Source organism: Erwinia phyllosphaerae (assembly GCF_019132875.1).
Taxonomy (GTDB): Bacteria; Pseudomonadota; Gammaproteobacteria; order Enterobacterales; family Enterobacteriaceae; genus Erwinia; species Erwinia phyllosphaerae.
In genome coordinates this window covers 79611-98556 of the sequence record NZ_JAHSPF010000011.1, presented here as the reverse complement: position 1 = coordinate 98556, position 18946 = coordinate 79611, and the positions used below count along the sequence as shown (strand labels likewise).

Annotated in this window: 17 protein-coding genes; 11 read left to right on the top strand and 6 right to left on the bottom strand. The window is 51.9% G+C overall.

What is annotated here, in order from left to right; all coding sequences use genetic code 11:
- Positions 1 to 25 precede the first annotated feature (25 nt).
- The 6 genes from KUE00_RS17910 (at position 26) to KUE00_RS17885 (ending at position 8307) form a co-directional block, all read left to right on the top strand.
- Positions 26 to 709 (top strand): fimbrial biogenesis chaperone, encoded by a 684-nt coding sequence (locus KUE00_RS17910; RefSeq protein WP_246761353.1) that lies wholly within the window; start codon positions 26 to 28, stop codon positions 707 to 709.
- Positions 710 to 787: 78 nt separating this feature from the next.
- Positions 788 to 3322 (top strand): fimbria/pilus outer membrane usher protein, encoded by a 2535-nt coding sequence (locus KUE00_RS17905; protein WP_246761352.1) that lies wholly within the window; start codon positions 788 to 790, stop codon positions 3320 to 3322.
- Positions 3323 to 3445: 123 nt separating this feature from the next.
- Positions 3446 to 4303, top strand: coding sequence for a fimbrial protein (locus KUE00_RS17900; RefSeq protein ID WP_246761351.1), 858 nt, complete (start codon positions 3446 to 3448; stop codon positions 4301 to 4303).
- A gap of 218 nt (positions 4304 to 4521) precedes the next feature.
- On the top strand, positions 4522 to 4878 hold the full coding sequence (locus KUE00_RS17895) for a hypothetical protein (RefSeq protein ID WP_246761350.1): 357 nt from the start codon (positions 4522 to 4524) through the stop codon (positions 4876 to 4878).
- A gap of 50 nt (positions 4879 to 4928) precedes the next feature.
- The gene (locus KUE00_RS17890; RefSeq protein WP_246761349.1) at positions 4929 to 6218 is read left to right on the top strand and encodes an HlyD family secretion protein; all 1290 of its coding nucleotides are present in this window, start codon (positions 4929 to 4931) and stop codon (positions 6216 to 6218) included.
- Positions 6208 to 8307 (top strand): peptidase domain-containing ABC transporter, encoded by a 2100-nt coding sequence (locus KUE00_RS17885; protein ID WP_246761348.1) that lies wholly within the window; start codon positions 6208 to 6210, stop codon positions 8305 to 8307. The genes KUE00_RS17890 and KUE00_RS17885 overlap by 11 nt, the downstream gene beginning before the upstream one ends.
- Before the next feature lie 84 nt (positions 8308 to 8391).
- Here KUE00_RS17885 and KUE00_RS17880 read toward each other — a convergent pair whose 3' ends face one another.
- A complete protein-coding gene (locus KUE00_RS17880) occupies positions 8392 to 8976 on the bottom strand; it encodes a YceI family protein (RefSeq protein ID WP_246761347.1) in 585 nt (194 codons plus the stop codon).
- 246 nt (positions 8977 to 9222) lie between these two features.
- Between KUE00_RS17880 and KUE00_RS17875 the strand changes: the two genes are divergently transcribed.
- On the top strand, positions 9223 to 10368 hold the full coding sequence (locus tag KUE00_RS17875) for an MFS transporter (RefSeq protein WP_246761346.1): 1146 nt from the start codon (positions 9223 to 9225) through the stop codon (positions 10366 to 10368).
- Between the two features lie 54 nt (positions 10369 to 10422).
- Here KUE00_RS17875 and KUE00_RS17870 read toward each other — a convergent pair whose 3' ends face one another.
- The gene (locus KUE00_RS17870) at positions 10423 to 11280 is read right to left on the bottom strand and encodes an SDR family oxidoreductase (protein ID WP_246761345.1); all 858 of its coding nucleotides are present in this window, start codon (positions 11278 to 11280) and stop codon (positions 10423 to 10425) included.
- 105 nt (positions 11281 to 11385) lie between these two features.
- Between KUE00_RS17870 and KUE00_RS17865 the strand changes: the two genes are divergently transcribed.
- Positions 11386 to 11784 (top strand): winged helix-turn-helix transcriptional regulator, encoded by a 399-nt coding sequence (locus tag KUE00_RS17865; protein ID WP_246761344.1) that lies wholly within the window; start codon positions 11386 to 11388, stop codon positions 11782 to 11784.
- Here the strand turns inward: KUE00_RS17865 and KUE00_RS17860 are convergent.
- From KUE00_RS17860 to KUE00_RS17850, 3 genes are all read right to left on the bottom strand, one after another.
- Complete coding sequence (locus tag KUE00_RS17860) at positions 11781 to 12806, bottom strand: Gfo/Idh/MocA family protein (protein WP_246761343.1); 1026 nt, start codon at positions 12804 to 12806, stop codon at positions 11781 to 11783. The genes KUE00_RS17865 and KUE00_RS17860 overlap by 4 nt on opposite strands.
- Before the next feature lie 144 nt (positions 12807 to 12950).
- Complete coding sequence (gene treF / locus KUE00_RS17855; protein ID WP_246761402.1) at positions 12951 to 14594, bottom strand: alpha,alpha-trehalase TreF; 1644 nt, start codon at positions 14592 to 14594, stop codon at positions 12951 to 12953.
- A 188-nt stretch (positions 14595 to 14782) separates the two neighbouring features.
- Positions 14783 to 15046 carry a hypothetical protein gene (locus KUE00_RS17850; protein WP_246761342.1) on the bottom strand — a complete coding sequence of 88 codons (264 nt, stop codon included), beginning with the start codon at positions 15044 to 15046 and terminating at the stop codon, positions 14783 to 14785.
- 63 nt (positions 15047 to 15109) lie between these two features.
- Here KUE00_RS17850 and KUE00_RS17845 point away from each other — a divergent pair, with 63 nt between their 5' ends.
- From KUE00_RS17845 to KUE00_RS17835, 3 genes are all read left to right on the top strand, one after another.
- Positions 15110 to 16405 carry an MFS transporter gene (locus tag KUE00_RS17845; RefSeq protein ID WP_246761341.1) on the top strand — a complete coding sequence of 432 codons (1296 nt, stop codon included), beginning with the start codon at positions 15110 to 15112 and terminating at the stop codon, positions 16403 to 16405.
- A 131-nt stretch (positions 16406 to 16536) separates the two neighbouring features.
- Positions 16537 to 17166 (top strand): LysE family transporter, encoded by a 630-nt coding sequence (locus KUE00_RS17840; protein WP_246761340.1) that lies wholly within the window; start codon positions 16537 to 16539, stop codon positions 17164 to 17166.
- Between the two features lies 1 nt (position 17167).
- A complete protein-coding gene (locus KUE00_RS17835) occupies positions 17168 to 18058 on the top strand; it encodes a LysR family transcriptional regulator (protein WP_246761339.1) in 891 nt (296 codons plus the stop codon).
- A gap of 31 nt (positions 18059 to 18089) precedes the next feature.
- On the opposite strand, the gene KUE00_RS17830 is transcribed toward KUE00_RS17835, so the two are convergent.
- Positions 18090 to 18869 carry an L-threonylcarbamoyladenylate synthase gene (locus tag KUE00_RS17830; protein WP_246761338.1) on the bottom strand — a complete coding sequence of 260 codons (780 nt, stop codon included), beginning with the start codon at positions 18867 to 18869 and terminating at the stop codon, positions 18090 to 18092.
- Between the last annotated feature and the right edge of the window lie 77 nt (positions 18870 to 18946).

Here is an 18946-nt window from a genome sequence, read left to right as displayed (position 1 = left end):
TTGTTGATATTTATTGAGAAACATCATGCAAAAACTCTGTATTGCTCTTATCTCATTGCTCTTTTTATTGGCAAATAACGTTAATGCCGGAATAATTATTGGCAGCAGCCGCCTGATTTACCACGGCGATAAAAAAGAAAGCGCCATTAATATAGAAAATCCCGACCCGGTGCCTTTTCTGATTCAGTCATGGACGGAAGACAGTGACGGCAAGCCGATAAAAGCCGATAACGCTTTTATTGTGACCCCGCCACTGTTTCGTCTTGACGGCAATCAAAAAAACTTATTAAGGATAATCAGGACGGCCAGCGCACTGCCACAGGACAGAGAAAGCCTGTTCTGGCTGAATATAAAGTCGATTCCGTCCTCTTCCAGAGAAGACAGCAACACGCTACAGATAGCGGTACGCTCCCGTTTAAAGCTTATTTATCGCCCCTCGCCGCTTAAAAATGACATGCCGGAAAGCGTTACTCATCGTCTGAGCTGGAAAAAAGTCGGCGACCGCCTTGAGGTTACCAATCCCACCGGTTATTACATGAACTTTTTATATATAAAAGCGGGCAATAGCAAACTAGCGGATGGCGGCCTGGTAGCGCCTTACTCCTCTGCCTCGTTCGCAGGTGCAGAAAAAATTCATAGCGGAGAAATCAGCTGGAAAATTATTAACGACTATGGCGGATTCGGTGAAGTTCATCGTGCAACGCTATAAAACCTACAGAGGCCCCCTCAAGGATAAACGCGCTTAAAAACGATCTTTATCATTTCACCCACGCAAAGGAATGCGAAAATGAGTTCAATTCCTGAAAGAAACAACCCCAGAAAGCTATGGCCTATCGCCATCCCTCTGTTCTCTGCGTTTTTTCTGAACTGTGAAGCGCTCGCGCATGAGATGTTTAATCCGCAGTTTTTGCACTCCAGCGGGGATAACGCTGATAAAACCGATCTCTCTGTCTTTGCAAATAGCCAGTCACAGGCACCTGGTGATTACGTTGTTGACGTATGGCTAAATAATCGTTTTATAGAAACCCGCACGATAAATTTCAGGCTCGACGGCGGCAGTAGCAAAATACTTCCCTGCCTGACTCTGCCGTTACTGACATCATGGAACGTTCGCACCGGCGCTTTTCCCGATTTGCAGGAGGATAGCCAGGGATGCGTTAATATCAGTGCTATCCCCCAGGCAACAACCTCGTTCATTTTTAACACCCAGCGGCTGATGATAAGCATTCCACAGGCTGCCCTGCATGCCAGCGCGCGCGGGTATATTTCGCCTGATCGCTATGACGAAGGCATCACTGCATTCTTACTAAACTACCGTTTTTCTGGCGCTAACAGTTCTACGACCAGTCGTCGTCTGGTCAGTCAGGATAGCCAGTATCTGAGCTTACAGCCGGGCTTAAACGTTGGCGCATGGCGACTGCGTAATTATACGACCTGGAATCGTAGCAGCAGCGCTGCCGAACAGGGAAGGTGGGCATCGATATATACGCTTCTGCAACGTAATATTGTTCCCCTTAAGGCCCAGCTGACCCTGGGCGAAAGCCATTCGCTGGCCGATATTTTTGAAAGCGTACCTTTTTTGGGGGGGCAACTGGTATCGGATGATGAGATGCAGCCGGAAAGCTTACGCGGTTATGCGCCAGTAGTACGCGGCATAGCCAAAACTAACGCCCAGGTTATCATCAGGCAGAACGGTTATATTATTTATCAAAGCTACGTTGCGCCGGGCGCTTTCGCCATAACCGATCTGTATGCAACAGGTGGCAGCGGCGATCTCTACGTGACGATAAAGGAAACGGACGGAAGTGAACAAAATCTGACCGTGCCGTTTGCTTTCCTGCCGGTTCTGGTAAGAGAAGGATATTTTAAATACAGCGTTACTACCGGACGATACCGCCCCTATAATAGCGCGGTTGATAAAAAGCATTTCGCCCAGGCTACGGCTATTTATGGCCTGCCGTGGAATATGACGCTGTTTGGCGGAATGCAGACGGCGGCCAACTACCGCTCTTTTGCGCTTGGCATGGGTAAAAACTTTGGTCGTGCCGGGGCTATTTCCGCCGATATCATCCATGCACAATCAAGCCTTGCCGATAAAAGTAAGGCCAGCGGCCAGTCTCTGCGCGTTCGCTACAGCAAAAACTTTTATCAGACCGGTACCAACTTCGCTATCGCCGGTTATCGTTACTCAACGCGTGACTATTACTCTTTGCCTGAGCTAATGGCCAGCTGGCGCGCAGATTACCGTCGCTACCCGCGCGAGCAGGCGAGAAACAGAACCGAGCTGACGCTTAACCAGAATCTGGGCGATCGGGCCGGTTCACTTAGCCTCAGTTTGCTCAGAGAAGACTACTGGCGCACCGAGCGCCGAACGGAGTCTTTTTCAACCAGCTACAACAATAGCTACAACGGTATTACCTGTAGTTTTGCCTGGGGCTTTAACCGCAATTCGTTAAATCGCGCCAGCCCTCGCCGCTATGAAAAAAACCAGACCTTCTCTTTTACCGTTTCCGTTCCCCTGGATCGCTGGCTGTCCGGCAGCTGGGCAAACTATATGATAGCCAGCGGCAAGCCGGGTAACACCAGCCATAGCCTGGGTATCAGCGGCGTGGCGCTGGAAGACAGTAATCTGAACTGGAGCGTCCGGGAAGGTTATACCAGCCAGGAAGCGGGAAACAGCGGCAACCTTGACGCTGTTTATCGTGGAACCTATGGCGAACTGGCCGGCGGCTATGGCTATAACAAGCAAACGAGGAGAATCAATTACGGTATAGAAGGCGGCGTGCTCTTACATAAAAATGGCCTCACGCTGAGCCAGCCGTTCCGTAATACGGCAGCGTTAGTCATTGCACCAGATGTCACCGGCGTCAGAGTAAATAATCAAACAGGCGTGAAAACAGATTTTCGTGGTTATACGCTGGTGCCGGATTTACCCCCGTATCGTCTTTCCGATGTGGTGCTTGATAGCACCACGCTACCTGACAATGTCGATCTGGATCTCACAAGCCAAAGCGTGGTGCCAACCAGAGGCGCTATTGTCGCCGCGCATTTTTCAGCCCAGACCGGTGCCAGAGTAATCATGACTCTTACCTACCATCATCAGCCGGTTCCCTTTGGCGCGACCGTAGTCGACCTGGCGGCAAGCAAGCAGGCAAGTATCGTTGGTGATGAAGGCCAGGTTTATCTGAACGGCCTTAAATCTTCCGGCACGCTGCTGGTGCAGTGGGGCAAGGCTGCGGATAAACAGTGCCGGGTGAGCTATGTACTGCCAGAAGAAAAGAATAAAACCGGTATTCACATGCTGAACGGCCTCTGTCAGTAAATATTGCGATAATGCTAAAGCCGCTGGAGCTATAAAATGGATTTATTAAAGATCGGCCTCAAAATAAAACTACTGTTGCTATTGTTATCTTTTTCCACGCTGACTCACGCCGGCTCATGTCTTATGGGGGCTTACATTAAAGGCACTACCGGCATCATAAAACTCTCTATAGATCCTCGTGTAGCCGTAGGTGAAGTACTGGCCTATCGCTACAGTAAAAGTTTTGCCGGTAAGACGCTGGCTATAGCCTGTACCGGTTCTTCGCCCTACCGTTCGTCTTCGGTTTTAACGGCCAGTACTACGGTTGCTGACGCATACGAAACAGGAATTCCGGGCGTGGGCGTCATTATTGGCGACCTCTATAAAAACGGAATGGGCCTCCCCTACAGTACTTCACTGTCGGCCAGCTTCTTAACGCCGTGGACAAATCAGAATGAAGTCAGGCTAACCTTTGTAAAAACAGGGGCTATTACACCCGGCACCGTAGGCAGCAAGCTGTACGCTAATTTTTATCTTAACTCGAAGGTCTTTGCTAACCTGACGGTAAATAGCCTCACCGTCGTACAAAAAAGCTGTCTTGCTGATGTGAATTCACAACTGCAAACGATAAATTTAGGCAGCCCAAACCGTAATGAATTTACCGGGATTGGCAGTACGAGCGCGTCATCAGAGCGTAACTTTTCTGTCATTCTGCAATGTGAAGCTAACGACACTCCCGTACAGGTAACTTTCGATGCCGTTGGTAGCACAGCCGGTACCGGCATGCTGGCAATTAATAATGATACCGGTGCCGCAACCGGCATTGCGGTAGAAGTGCTGGATGAAAACAGAACGCCCATACGCTTTGGTACGGCCACAACCAAACACGCTCACGCCGAACAGCGCATCGAAATACCCTTAACTGCACGTTATAAGCAAACCGGTACGATTAAACCCGGTACGGCAGACGCGGCAATGACGTTTACCATTACGCAAAATTAATGCTAACCCTTTTGCCGAAAGTCCTCTCCGGACTGACAGATTACTTTAATATCCGCAAAATAAGATTAAGAGGAAAATAATTCTTTCACCATTGTGAAGTAGTAATACTTCACTTGAAAAAAAGGGCAATAAAAATCAGAATCCTCCCGCCTGATTAATCAGAGCAGCTAAAGGAATACCCTTAATAATGAGGGGATAAAATAAAAAGGAGTAGTAACATGAAAGAAATTTCCGTAATGGAAATGGCTGAAGTTTCTGGGGCGTACAGCTGGGATTTTACAGATGTACAATCATTTATGAGCAGCCTGGCCAGTAATACTTTAGAGCTATTTGGTGCTGCCACCGTTGGCGCGACGATGGGTGGCGCAACCGGCGCACTGATTGGTGGCAAGCACGGTGGTGACGGCGGTGGTATTTTCGGTTTAGGCATAGTGGGCCAGGGCATAGGTATGATTGGTGCCGGTATCATTGGTTCTATCTGTTTTGGTCTTTATGGTGCCGTGGTTGGCTGGGAGACCATCAATAAGGCAGCAAACACGGCTATAGAAGGCATGATTAACGGCACTATCGGATAATAAACGCTTGAAAAGAGCCACTTCGGTGGCTCTTTTTTTATGGATACGTTATGGAAAACAATAAAAAGAGTATTTTCCGCACGGATGCAATAGATTATCAGCGTCAGAAATGGGTTGGCAAAGCACTCTTATTGTCAAAAATTCCGGCGGTGGTGATTACCGGCCTCTGTTTTCTTTTTGTCATAACCCTTGCTCTGGCGATGATTTTCTTTGACTACAGCAGAAGGATCGACGTTGAGGGGGAAATTATTACGCTTCCCCACTCTGTTAATATTTACTCGCCGCAACAGGGTTATATTATTAACCGTTTCGTGCAGGTTGGCGACAAAGTTAAAAAAGGCGAAGCGTTATATGAACTGGATGTCTCCAGAACCACCTCTTCAGGCAACGTAAGCAATGCCGCTATTGGCGCCGTGCAGGCGCAGATAGAAAATCTACAGCAGGTCATCACCCGCTTAAAAGCCAATAAAGCCTCCACCTTGCAGAACCTTCAGGCGCAAATCGATGAGTATGCCGCTGCCCATAAAGAAACGCAGAAACTGGTCACCAGCGTGCGTGAAGGCGTGCGGAAAATGAATCAAAGCCTGAACGACTATGAACAGCATCTTAAGAAAGGCTTAATCACCCAGGATCAGCTTAACTATCAGCGCGCGCAGGCGCTTTCTCAACAAAGCGCCTGGCAGGGACTGAATAATCAAAGCATTCAGGAAAGCGTTCAGCTTTCGCAGCTGCGCAGCGATAAGCTTACGCGCGCCGCCGACTTTGATAATCAAATCACGCAAAGTGAATCACAGGTAAACGATCTGGAGCGCCAGCTTGCCGAATATAAAGCCAGCAGCAGCATCATTATCAGCTCAAGGACGGACGGCATTGTTGAGTCGCTTAGCGTCACGCCGGGCCAGATGGTGGAAGCCAGCGCCAGCCTGGCGCAGATAAAACCTACGGAGAACGTACGCTATTATTTGCAGCTCTGGCTGCCTGACAATAGCGTGCCCTACGTCAAAAAAGGCGACGGTATCAATATCCGCTATAACGCTTTCCCCTCAGATAAATTTGGGCAATTTCCCGGAAAGATTGATTCCATTTCACTGATTCCCGCGACGCCACAAGAGATAACCAGCTACAGCAGCGGAACACAGCTCGCCAAAGGCTCCTACTACAAAGCGCTGGTTTCTATCAGCGCCACCGAATTTAGTGATAAAGGGAAGAAGCTGCAAATCTCCAGTGGACTTCAGGCGAAAGCAATCGTCTTCCTGGAGAAAAAGCCGCTGTATCAATGGGCCGTAGCACCCATAAATAAAATCAAAAATAGCGTAAGTGGGTACGTCGATGAAAACTAAAGAGCTGTTTGATAAAATAAACAATAAAATTAATTTTTCATTATATCGCAAGGTGCCAAAGATATTACAATCTGAATCCTCAGAATGCGGGCTGGCCTGCCTGGCCATGGTTTCAGCTTATTATGGTTTAAACGTTGACTTATTTAATCTTCGCAACAAGTTTGGCGTATCAACTAAAGGGGCAACCTTAAATCTGGTAGTCAATATCGCCAGTCAGATGCAGTTAAAGACCCGTGCGCTTTCGCTGGACATGAATGAAATAAAGCAGCTTAAAACGCCCTGCATTCTCCACTGGGATATGAACCATTTTGTGGTGCTGGTGAAAGTCCGCCATAACTCATTTGTTATACACGATCCCGCATTCGGGCGGCGCGTGGTGGGCATGAAGGATATGTCTAACCACTTTACCGGCGTCGCGCTGGAACTGTGGCCGGATAAAGAGTTCCATAAGGAAACGGTTAAAACCCGCCTGCGCCTGCTCGACCTGATGAAAAATATTGATGGCCTGCCGGGCGCGCTGCTGAAAATATTCGCCCTTTCGGTGGTCATTGAATCCATCAATTTATTATTACCGGTGGGTACTCAGCTGGTTACTGACCATGTGATTCAGGCACACGATCACGATCTGCTGACGGTCATCTGTCTCGGACTCATTATCTTTACCCTGTTTAAAGCTTTTGTCAGCGTCGTCAGGGCCTGGACCTCCATTGCGCTGGCTACGCTAACGGATATCCAGTGGAAAACCACGCTGTTTGATCACCTGATAAAATTGCCTTTATCCTTTTTTGAAAAAAGGCATCTGGGCGATATTCAGTCCCGCTTCTCTTCTCTGGATGCGATACGCACAACCTTTACCAACAGCATCGTCTCCGGGATCATTGATACCATTATGACTCTCGGCCTTTTTGCCATGATGATGGTGTACGGCGGCTGGCTGGTATGGGTCGTGATGGGCTTTACGCTGTGCTATGCGCTGATGCGCCTGTTTACCTACCGCATTTATCGTCAGCTCTCTGAAGAGCAGATAGTGAAAGGCGCTAAATCCAGCTCACATTTTATGGAAACGCTGTATGGCATCTCTACCGTTAAAGCGCTGGGCATTAACAATGTACGGTCAAATTTCTGGCTGAACCTGAATATTGATGCCACCAATACGGGCATTAAAATTACGCGTTTTAATATGATGTTTGGCGGTATCAATACGCTTATCGCTACGCTGGATCAGGTGGCTATTCTCTGGCTGGGCGCCATGATGGTTATTGATAATAATATGACGCTTGGGATGTTTATGGCGTTTAACTCCTATCGCGGCCAGTTTTCGCAGCGCGCTTCCAGCCTGATAGATTTGCTGCTAAGCCTGCGGATGCTCTCCCTGCATAACGAAAGGATCTCCGACATTATCTTCACCGAAGCGGAAGAAGAAACCTCTGCGCAAACCGTTTTTCAGCCCGGCGTCGGCATCGCGCTGGAAGTAAAAAATCTTACTTACCAGTATGATGCTTTGTCTAAACCGATCTTTGTCGATCTTGATATCGCCGTCCAGCCAGGCGAAAGCGTGGCTATCGTTGGCCCATCCGGGGCGGGTAAAACTACGCTGCTTAAGGTTATGAGCGGTCTGCTGACGCCGACCAGGGGACAGGTGCTGGCGGGAAGCCTGGATATTCACAAAATCGGGCTGAACAATTACCGGCAGGGTATTGCCTGCGTACTGCAGGACGATCGCCTGTTTTCAGGCTCGATTGCCGATAATATCAGTGGTTTTGCAGCGGATGCCAACAGGGAAATGGTGATGGCCTGTGCCGTTTACAGCAACATTCATCATGAGATTATGGCCATGCCGATGGGCTATGAAACGCTGATCGGCGAGTTGGGCAGCGGTATTTCCGGCGGCCAGAAACAGCGCCTGTTTATCGCCCGCGCGCTTTACCGTCGCCCCAGCATTCTGTTTATGGACGAAGCGACCAGCCATCTGGATATCGATAACGAAACGGCAATTAATAACGCGATTTCGTCGTTAAAAATTACCCGCATTATCGTTGCCCACCGCCCTTCTACTATTGCTTCAGCCGACAGGGTCATTACGCTTTAAATCCGTGCGGTCGCGCCTGCCGGTTTCACCTACGCCTTAAACGCGTAAAGCCTGCCCACATCGGGCAGGCTTTGGGCGCAAAGATTACTTCGCGTAAGCTTCGGTGGTGATCGTCAGCTTCACATCGTCGCTGACAGCCGGTACATATTTATCCAGCTTAAAGTCAGAACGCTTAAAGGTAGTGGTGGCATCAAAGCCCACTGCCTCTTTTTTCACCATTGGGTGCATACCTTGCTTATTCAGCACCGCGTGCAGAACCACAGGTTTGGTAATGCCTTTAATGGTCAAGTCGCCGTGCACGTCCATTTTGTTTTTACCGGTGCTGACCACTTTGGTACTTTTGAAGGTCGCATTCGGGTATTTGGTCACGTCAAAATAGTCCGCGCCTTTAAACTCTTCGGTCAGCTTGTCTACGTGCGTATCGATGCTGTTAACCGGGATCGTTACGTCAACTTTAGAGTCGCTAACTTTGCTGGCATCAAAATCAATGTTACCGGTGATACCGGAAAGATCGGCCGTTGGATGAGAGAAACCAAAATGGGTCCAGGAAACCACGACGGAAGTGTGGCCCGTGTCCATGGCATAGTTTACAGGAGCCGCAGCAGAGAACTGTGACCATAATGCCGTGCCGATTAATAACGGTAGGGTAACTTTTTTGATTAATGACATGCCGATTATCCTTATTTCCACAAAGAGTGTTTAAGGATAGTGCAAGATTATGCGCTCGCCCGATAGTGAAGATATTTGACCGCCTTTGTCAAAAAGATTAAGCAATTAGCACAAGGGGATCCTGGCGATCGCGCCAATCCGTCAAAGATCGCCGATTGACAATGCCTTCTACTCGCCTGACACTTCAACCACTATGTGGACAATCAAACCACTATACGGATATCTGTTGAAGAGGTGAAGAAACCAATGAAAAAGCTTTCTGCTGTGGGATCCTTTACGCTGCTGGCCATTGCCTGCCTGACGATTATGGTCGGCTGCGTGATCGTTCCGGGCCTGCCTTCCATTGCCGCACGGCTGGGCGTACCTGATGCCGCCAGCTGGCTGGTCACGCTTCCTTCGCTTGGCGTTGTGCTGCTGGGGCCGCTGGCAGCACGGCTTATCGCGCGGGCCGGACTTTATCGGGCGCTGCTAGTGGGCTTATTCAGCTATGGCCTGCTTGGCCTGGCCGGCTCCTTTCTGCACGGGCCAGGGCTGGTCTTTACCGATCGCTTCTTGCTTGGCGGCGCGACGGCGCTGGTCATGGCTGCCGGAACCGGCCTGCTTTCCAGCTTTTTCAGCGGCGGGCAACGGCTGAAAATGATCGCGCTGCAAGGCATGTCGATCGAGCTGGGTGGCGTCCTGTTTCTGTTTGTTGGTGGACTACTGGCAACGCTGGGCTGGCGCTGGCCGTTTGCACTGTATCTTTTTGCCTGGCTGTTTATCGCGATGCTGCTGCTGTTTGTTCCCCAGCCGCCGCAGGAAGAGACGATAAACGAAGCTGGCAAAAATAGCGTGCCGGCCCGTTCGCTCCGCCCCGTTTTTGTAGCCGCGCTCTCTTCTATGGTCTGCTTTTTTACTGCGGTGATCGTGCTGCCGCTGCATCTGCACGCGCAGGGGTTCAGCGAGGCCGAAACCGGTTATTTTCTCTCTTTTGTTTCGCTGGTTGCCGTGGGTGCCGCCTGGATAATGCCGCGCGGCGTGAAGAGGCTGGGAGAGTACGGCACGCTCTATAGCGCTTTTGCTGCTTATGCTATTGCGCATCTGCTGTTTGCCACGGCAAACAGCACGCTACAGCTGATTGCTGGCGCAATCCTGATGGGCTGCGGCTTTGGCCTGTCGGTGCCGTTGGTTAACCATATGGTCGTAGAGCACAGCCCGGTTAACGTACGAGGGAAAAACCTGGCCGGTTTATCCATGGCCATTTTTTCCGGACAGTTTCTTTCCTCATTTCTGGCCCTGATCCCGGGCAGCTTTTCGCGCATCTTTACAGGCGCGGCTCTTATCGCCGTTACGGCTATTTTTTTGCTGTGGGTATGGCAGAAACGGCAAAAGAAAATCCGCGTGTTTTCTTAAGCCGTTCTGTGTCGTTTTATAGCCCTGGCGGCCTTACGCCAGGCTTGCAGCCATTCAAATCTTAGCAACAAAATTCCGGACTACATCCTGCCAGCGCGTGGTCGGACGGCCAATCAGCTTGCTCAGCGTATGGCTCTCGTCATACAGCGCGCCTTTGGCCGCACCGGCATCTGAATCGGCCAGCATCTCGGCCAGCGCCTCCGGCAATCCCGCTGTTTTTAAGGCGGCGGCAAAATCCGCCTGCGGCAGATTCACATAGCTCACCTCTTTGCCGCTCGCGCTGGCGATTTCAGCAGTAAACTGCGCCAGCGTATAGGCGCTGTCGCCTGCCAGCTCATAAATTTTTCCTGCGCTGTCATCAGCCGTCAGCACCGCTGCTGCCGCTTCGGCATAATCTTCACGACTGGCCGAAGCGATTTTCCCCTCTCCCGCCGCGCCAATAAAAGCGCCGTGCGTCAGCGCGGGAGCAATACTGGCCGCATAATTTTCGCTGTACCAGCCGTTACGTAAAATGGCATAGGGCACGCCGGAGGTTATTAACGCCTGCTCGGTGCCGCGATGCTCTCCGCCCAGCCCCATTACCGAACTGTCAGCGTGCAGCAGGCTGGTATAAGCCAACAACTTAACGCCCGCTTTTTTGGCCGCATCAATTGCTGCCTTGTGCTGCGCTTCGCGCTGGCCTATTTCGTTAGAAGAGATCAGCAGCACTTTATCTACGCCGCTGAAAGCGCTAAGCAGCGTCTGGGGCTGCGTATAGTCGGCCTGGCGAACCTGCACGCCCAGCGCGGCCAAATCGGCGGCTTTTTCTGGCGAACGCACGGCGGCAACGATTTCACTGGCGGACACTTTTTTTAATAAGGCGTGAATAACCAGGCGGCCAAGCTGGCCGGTAGCACCGGTGACTGCAATCATGATTTTTTCCTCTTGAAAGTTAACTACGGCGACATGCCGTAGAATTGCGTCAGATCAGCCTATGCTATACACTTACCGAAAGTAAGTACTTACAGGTTTGTTAGTATGGAAAAAGATCTTTTACCTGGCGCCAGATTTCGCCGGGGCGAATTGTTAAACCGTGATTGCCCTTCCCGTGAGGTGCTGAAGCGCCTGACCAGCCGCTGGAGCCTGCTGATATTGATTGCGCTGGATGGCAACACGCTGCGCTTTGGTGAACTGCGGCGCAAAATCGGCGGTGTTAGCGAAAGAATGCTGGCGCAGACGCTGCGCCTGATGGAAGAGGATGGCTTCGTAAAGCGCATCCCATATGAAGTCATCCCGCCGCACGTCGAGTACCAGCTTTCACCGTTGGGCCAGGAAGCGCGCGAGAGGATTATTGGCCTTGCCGACTGGCTCGAAGAGAATCTACATCAGATTATCGATAACCGAGGCGACGTTTCTGCCGACGCTGAGCAAAGCTAAGCCAGCGTTACCAGCCGCCCCTCTCTGGCGCTCAGTAAGGCGGCATCCAGCACTTCCAGCGTAAGGATCCCCTGCTCCGCCGTGACCGGTGGCTCGCTACCGTTTTTAACGGCTTCGGCAAAGGCTTCGTAGTAAGCGTGATAACAGCCCTGCTCGGAAGGAATTTTTTCTTCGCCCTCGGCAGTATACAGCGTGCCCCAGTGCGAAGGTTGTTCAAACCCCCAGCCAGCCGCATCCTCTGCCGGACGCTTACCGGCAAAAAGCGCCTGCGCCTGCACGTCCGTACTGTTGGCTTGATAGCTGCCTTTATCGCCATAAATACGTAATTCGCGTCCGGCAAGGTAATTGATCTTGCTGGAAGAGATATGTGAATGCACGCCGCTGGTGTGCACAAGGGTAATCACAAAGCTGGCATCAGTCTCGCCTTCCGGACGCTCCACGCGGTCCAGCTGAGCAAAAACCGACTTTACCGGTCCCAGCAGCCAGATATTTTGATCTATCAGGTGACTACCCAGATCGCGCAATAGTCCGCCCGTTTCGCCGCCTTCCAGCGTATGCGGTTCGTTCATATCCATACGGTTATGCAAACGCCACAGCTGACCTACGCGCTGCTGCTCCAGCAGGGTACGCAGCGTGCGGATATCGGCATCGAAGCGGCGATTGTGATAAACCCCCAGCACCACCCCTTTGGCTTTCGCTGCCGCCGCCAGTTCTCGCCCGGTTTTGGCATCCGGCGCAAAAGGTTTATCGGCGATAACCGCCACGCCTGCGGCTATGGCTTCCAGCACCAGCTCACGGCGGGTTTGCGGCGGCGTAGTGATAGTGACGATATCCACCCCGGCGGCCAGCAGGTCAGTCAGGCTCTTATAAATGGGCACGTCCGGGAAATCGGCTCTTACGCGCTCAATGGTGGCCGGTGCGCGGGCTACAATGCCGGCCAGCTCAACACCTTTGGCCGCTTCGATAAACGGCGCGTGAAAATGGCGTCCGCCCGTTCCGTAACCTACTAATCCAATTCGCATTGTTTTCTCCTTGTTATTAATGGTCAATAAAGTTCAATATTTATAGTTATGGCATATTTTTTCCATTTAATCAGTGTGGCGCACAGAAAAAAAGCCTTCGTTATGAAGGCTTTCAGGTAGCAAGAAATAACATTACAGGCAGGACTAGCGTTGTGGCGCGGCATCCGGATACATAGCTAACAGACGACGAGTAACGCCGTTAGTCCAGCCAAAACCATCCTGTAACGGATATTCACCGCCGCCCGCCAGCACCGGTGCCCGTCCGGCGACGTTATATTTCTCTACCATTTTGTGATGACGATGATAGGTCGCCCCCGTCACCTGTAGCCAACGTGCAGCAATTTCTTTCGCCAGTAACTCTTCGCCATAATTATTAAGCCCTTTAATCGCCATCCACTGAATCGGCGCCCAGCCGTTAGGCTTGTCCCACTGTTCACCCGTCTCTTCTACCGTGGTCAGCACGCCGCCGGGCGCTAACAGGTGTGAACGAATAGCCGCAGCCGTAGAGACTGCCTGCTCCAGGCTGGCCATGCCCACGTAAAGGGGCGTTACCGCCGCTGCCGAAAACGCACCTTTCTCACGCTGACGCCAGTTATAGTCGCGGTAAAGCGCCGCCTGCGCGTCCCATAGCCAGCTATCTACCGCTTTGCGACGGCGTATCGCTTTCTGCTGGAACAGCTCGGCGGTGGCGTTATCGTTCTTGCTGGCCGACAGCCGGGCAATCGTTGTTTCCAGTTTATAAAGAAACGCGTTCAGATCGATTGGAACAATGCTGGTGGTCTGAATGCTTTCCAGTCGTCCGGCTTCGCTTAGCCAGCGCGATGAGAAGTCCCAGCCGGAAGCCGCGCCAGCGCGCAGGTCACGATAAACCTCGCTGGAAGGCCGCGCCGAATTTTTTGCAGTTTCGACGTCTTCAATCCAGGATTCGTCACGCGGCGTATCACGATCGTCCCAGTAACGGTTCAGGACAGACCCATCGGGCAGCATCACTACATGGCGACAGGCTTCATTTGGCATTAGCGAATCCATGCCGTCCATCCAGAAAGCGTATTCGCGTTTCAGCTGCTTGAGATAGCGGTGCGCGGGCTTAACGCCATCTTTTTCAAACAGTTCAACCATCAGGGCGAAGACTGGCGGCTGCGATCGGCTCAAATAATAAGTTCGGTTGCCGTTAGGGATGTGCCCATAGGTATCAATCATCCAGGCAAAATTGTCCGCCATCTGTCGCAGCAGTTCGCTTTGACCACCAGCGGCAAAACCCAGCATGCTGAAGTAAGAGTCCCAATAATAGGTCTCGCCAAACCTTCCACCAGGCACCACATAAGGTTCCGGTAACGGCAGCAGCGAAGAGAATTCAGAATGTTTTTCTGGCTTACGCGTCAGTACCGGCCACAGCGAGTCGATATGTTCGCCCATACTTTTCTGCGGATCGGCCACATAACGGCTGTCGTTAATTTTTGGCAGATCGAAGTTTTCCAGCACGAAGGCAAGCAGGTTAAAGTCTTCCCGCTCGCGCTGGATAAAGTAGCGATAAAGGATCCGTTCTGGCTCAATTTTGGGCGCGCAGTCCGCAAAGGTTTTACTGTCGGTAAATATCCTGGCGCTCTGCACCGCTTCGAAAAGCTCCTGATAGCGATCGGCAGGCGTCAGGATATCTGGCGCGGGCAGCCCGTGGATCGGTTCGGGCTGAGGCTCAATCGTCGTATCCGGCGTTTCGTAGTCGTAATAATAAGCTTCATAATCCGCCAGGTTATTGTCAACTGTCAGGTCGTTCTGATTAAAAGCGATAAAAACCTCCTGATGCCGATGATTGACAACGCTATGTTCGGTTTATTTTGCGTAAAGGATAAGTGTAGTACTCCGGTCTCATAATGCAAATTTGAAATAATATGACAGGCTATAAAATGATATTTCAAAAGATAAACAGAAAAGGCTATAAAGATATTCCCTCACCTTATAAAAAATATTCCCGGCGCTTAAAACCAAATTTGCATTTCAGATAAAAATGAAACAAGCCAGCTGATTTGTGTGATTATTAACCATAATAAAAAAAGTAAAAAAACCTGAATCACCGCCGATAAACTGCGGCCAGGCCTGGCTTTTGCCATTACAGCGCCTGGCGATACCTGCCTGCCAGCATGCCCGATTTTTTCTACCGCCCGTTTGTAAAAATAATTCACTTTCTCATTTACATTATATTTAAACAGCAGAATACTATTGCGCGTCAGCGCGCTGAACATTGCCGCTCGTAATAACTTTATCTAATAGCCAGCCAATCTTTTAAATACAACTAAGGAATTCTCGTGGCACCGGTAGTAAATAAGTCCGTGGCGTTGCACCCGGAAAGTCTCACAGATGATGACAGTCTCGTCTCTCCCGTCGATAGTTCTGATATAAATAAAACCTATATTATGCGAGGCACCCGCAGATTTATGCATGCCACGCTGGCGCTTTTTTGCGCCGGGCTGTCCACCTTTGCCGTTCTCTACTGTGTGCAACCGATTTTGCCCGTATTTTCACAAAGCTTTCATCTGACGCCAGCGCAAAGCAGCCTGTCGCTGTCGGTGACTACCGCGATGATGGCGCTGGGGTTGCTGGTAACCGGCCCGCTGTCGGACGCGATTGGCCGGAAGTCGGTTATGTCGGTTTCTCTGCTGCTGGCCGCCTTCTTTACGCTAATCTGCGCCACGATGAGCAGCTGGGAAGGCGTGCTGACCATGCGCGCGTTGACTGGCCTGGCGCTGAGCGGCGTCGCGGCCGTCGCCATGACCTGGCTTAGCGAAGAGCTGCATCCGGGATTTCTCTCTTTTTCAATGGGGCTCTATATCAGCGGTAACTCAATCGGTGGGCTGGTTGGCCGACTGTCGACCGGGATGCTGGCAGACCATTTCTCCTGGAACGTTTCACTGTTTGTGGTGGGGCTGTTTGCGCTGACCGCCGCCATCCTCTTTTTCCGCCTGCTGCCGCCTTCGCAACATTTCCGCGCCAGCTCGCTGCATCCGCGTAAGCTTTTAATCAATTTTATGTTTCAGTGGCGAGATATGGGATTACCGATGCTGTTTATAGTCGGCTTTATCCTGATGGGCAGTTTTGTCACGCTGTTTAACTATGTCAGCTATCGCTTTCTTTCCGCGCCTTTCTCGCTGAGCCAGACGGTAGTAGGGTTGCTTTCCGTGGTTTACCTGACCGGCACTTACAGTTCGCCAAAGGCAGGCGTGATGACGGCTCGCTACGGACGCGGCGTAGTGCTGATGGCATCATTACTGCTGATGCTAACCGGCCTGATCGCCACGCAGTTCACTACGCTGTGGCTGGTGCTGCCGGGCCTGATGCTGTTTGCCGCAGGCTTCTTTGCCGCGCATTCGGTTGCCAGCAGCTGGGTTGGCCATCGCGCCCGCCGCGCACGCGGTCAGGCTTCGTCGCTCTACCTTTTCTTCTACTATCTGGGGTCGAGCGTTGCCGGGACGCTGGGCGGCGTTTTCTGGCACGGTTATGGCTGGGCCGGCGTCTCCGCTTTTATTGCGGTCATGCTGCTGGGTGGTCTGGTGTTAGCCAATAAACTGCGCCAGATCCCCGTGCTGGTCAAAAAAGTACGCTAATTTTACGGGGCGGCTCGCATTCTCCGCCCCTGTCCGCTTTTGCTCAATTTACTTCCCTCTGTTCAACCATTAAGCTACGGCCACTCGTAAGGATCCTGCCACGTCAGGATGACCGTTCAAGGAATATTGTCATGTCGCTTCATCTCTGGCTGGCCTACGCCGGCATTATCACGGTGCTGATCGCCGTGCCCGGCCCTTCTGCCCTTATCAGCATGACGCACGGCCTGCGCTATGGACGCCGACGCGCGCTGGCGACGGTAACCGGCGGCGTGATGGCGGCGATGACGTTAATGACGGCTTCCGCGCTGGGATTAGGAGCCATTCTGGCCGCCTCCACGACCGCGTTTATCGTGCTGAAAGTGGTTGGCGCCGCCTATTTGATCTGGCTGGGGATCTGCGCCTGGCGCAACAAGACGCCCACGGAAGCGGTGGTGCTTTCCGGCCAGCCGCAGGAAATGCCCGGCATGCTGAAGCTGTTCCGTAAAGGCTATATGGTTGGCATCAGCAATCCCAAAGACCTGCTGTTCTTTGCCGCGCTGTTTCCTAATTTTGTTGATGCCAGCCAGCCTCATGCGGTGCAGTTCGCCACGCTGGCCGTGACCTGGGCGGTCACCGACTGCGGACTGATGTTCGCCTATGCCTGCGCCGGTCGACGCCTTTCCGCCGTTTTCGCCAGCCCGTCGCGCCTGCGTTTATTGAATCGCGCCGTGGGTAGCCTGTTTGTTTTTGCGGGCAGCGCGCTGGCCCTCTCTGCCCGCTAGCATGAGCGACGTCGAAAATCTGCACGCCATGATTATCTTTGCCCGCGTGGTAGAGACGCTGAGCTATACCGAAGCGGCAAAACGGCTGGGGATTTCCAAGTCGGCGGTAAGCAAAGAGATTTCCGCGCTGGAAGTTCGTCTTGGCACAAAGCTATTGCAGCGCACCACGCGCAAAATTGCCGTCACCGAAGTCGGCATGACCTGGTACCACTACTGCGCCCGCATCCTTAGCGAAGTGAAAAGCGCGGATCTGTTTATTCGCCAGTTCCATGAAGAGCCAACGGGAAGCCTGCGCGTCGTCGCGCCAGTGACTTTTGGCTGCCAGTGTATCGTGCCGGTGCTGAACCAGTTTGTGGCAAATAACCTGCACGTCAGCGTCGATCTCGATCTGACCGACAGGCCAGTCAATCTGGTGGATGATAATATCGATCTGGCGGTAGTGATCCGACGCGACAGGCCGGAACACCCACACTGCCTGCCGCTGATGGATATCAGCTGGGGACTGTACGCCGCGCCGGAGTACCTGGCGCGTTTTAACCCCATCGGCAAGCCGGAAGATCTCTCGCGACACGATTTTATTCTGTTTCGCGGCCCCGCCCACACCATCTCGCTGCCTTTCCGTAAGGAGAAGCAAAAGCGGGATATCGAAGTTCGCAGCCGCTTTCGGGCCAATAACAGTACCGCACTGGTCAATTCCGCCGTAGCGCAAACGGGTATCGCCTATTTGCCGGACTATATTGCTTTGCAGGCGGTAGAAGAGGGAAAGCTAAGTAGGGTACTGCCGGAATGGGAAATGGATCTTTATAAATCCTGGATTTTGACAAAGGATAACGGATTAATTTCGCCGCGCGTCAGGCTGTTTATCGCCGCGCTACAGAAGGCGCTACGGTAAAAAGGCGGAACCAGAGTTCCGCCCTGTCAATTTAGTAGTAGTTACCGTGACGGTAATCCCACGTAGTAAAGATATCTGACAGCATGGACATAATCTTATCCACGTCCAGACCTTTGCGAATCAGCACCGGGCAAGGGGTAATATTGCGCTCGCCTTTCTGCTCCGGTACCAGCTTGCCGTTCTCATCTACCATCGCCACCATAACGCCCTGCTCGTAGCGCGTTTTTTCGGACTCGTTCGGCTGGATAGATTTTACATAATCGTTGGCCGCGATAATCAGATCCGCCTGGGATTCGATACGCTCGCCGATACCTTCAACCAGGCCACGGTTGCCTTTACCCGACGGGTTAGCGGAGCTGGCAAAAGAGAACTTACCGTGGTTTTCCCACAGCTCTTTCGCCAGGTTTTCGCCGGGTACGCCAAATTTAATTACGAAGCAGCTGGTCTGACGGCGATCCATCATCAACTCTTTCGATCCGTCTTCCGGAATACGCGCCACGGCTTCTTCTTTCCACGGCAGGATACAGCCCAGCAGGACATCTTTGTCCCAGTGCTGCTGATACAGCGCTTCAATTTCCGGATTCAGCTGCGCCAGCTCTTTCAGCTGCTCCAGTGAGCCGCACAGCACTACGCCTGGCTTGTTGCGGTTACGCTGTTTGGCATCGAACTTGCGTTCTAAGCCTTTGGCGTCAGAAGTCATAATGATATAGCCCACTTTAGTCGGGCAAACGATCATGCCGCCTTCGGCAGACAGGATTTTAACCGCTTCTGGCTGTAAGCCACCGTTCCACTGAATCGTCTTGTTGCTCATGGTTGCACCTGCGTATCAAAAAGTGAATTTGTGGGTCAGCTCACTAAGGGTAGCCCGTAAATAACAGCGCCCGCTGA

Bases quoted from the DNA above. Each gene is read 5' to 3' on its own strand.
- KUE00_RS17910 (WP_246761353.1), top strand. From the start codon at position 26: ATGCAAAAACTCTGTATTGCTCTTATCTCATTGCTCTTTTTATTGGCA.
- KUE00_RS17905 (WP_246761352.1), top strand. From the start codon at position 788: ATGAGTTCAATTCCTGAAAGAAACAACCCCAGAAAGCTATGGCCTATC.
- KUE00_RS17900 (WP_246761351.1), top strand. From the start codon at position 3,446: ATGGGGGCTTACATTAAAGGCACTACCGGCATCATAAAACTCTCTATA.
- KUE00_RS17895 (WP_246761350.1), top strand. From the start codon at position 4,522: ATGAAAGAAATTTCCGTAATGGAAATGGCTGAAGTTTCTGGGGCGTAC.
- KUE00_RS17890 (WP_246761349.1), top strand. From the start codon at position 4,929: ATGGAAAACAATAAAAAGAGTATTTTCCGCACGGATGCAATAGATTAT.
- KUE00_RS17885 (WP_246761348.1), top strand. From the start codon at position 6,208: ATGAAAACTAAAGAGCTGTTTGATAAAATAAACAATAAAATTAATTTT.
- KUE00_RS17880 (WP_246761347.1), bottom strand. From the start codon at position 8,976: ATGTCATTAATCAAAAAAGTTACCCTACCGTTATTAATCGGCACGGCA.
- KUE00_RS17875 (WP_246761346.1), top strand. From the start codon at position 9,223: ATGAAAAAGCTTTCTGCTGTGGGATCCTTTACGCTGCTGGCCATTGCC.
- KUE00_RS17870 (WP_246761345.1), bottom strand. From the start codon at position 11,280: ATGATTGCAGTCACCGGTGCTACCGGCCAGCTTGGCCGCCTGGTTATT.
- KUE00_RS17865 (WP_246761344.1), top strand. From the start codon at position 11,386: ATGGAAAAAGATCTTTTACCTGGCGCCAGATTTCGCCGGGGCGAATTG.
- KUE00_RS17860 (WP_246761343.1), bottom strand. From the start codon at position 12,806: ATGCGAATTGGATTAGTAGGTTACGGAACGGGCGGACGCCATTTTCAC.
- KUE00_RS17850 (WP_246761342.1), bottom strand. From the start codon at position 15,046: ATGTTCAGCGCGCTGACGCGCAATAGTATTCTGCTGTTTAAATATAAT.
- KUE00_RS17840 (WP_246761340.1), top strand. From the start codon at position 16,537: ATGTCGCTTCATCTCTGGCTGGCCTACGCCGGCATTATCACGGTGCTG.
- KUE00_RS17835 (WP_246761339.1), top strand. From the start codon at position 17,168: ATGAGCGACGTCGAAAATCTGCACGCCATGATTATCTTTGCCCGCGTG.
- KUE00_RS17830 (WP_246761338.1), bottom strand. From the start codon at position 18,869: ATGAGCAACAAGACGATTCAGTGGAACGGTGGCTTACAGCCAGAAGCG.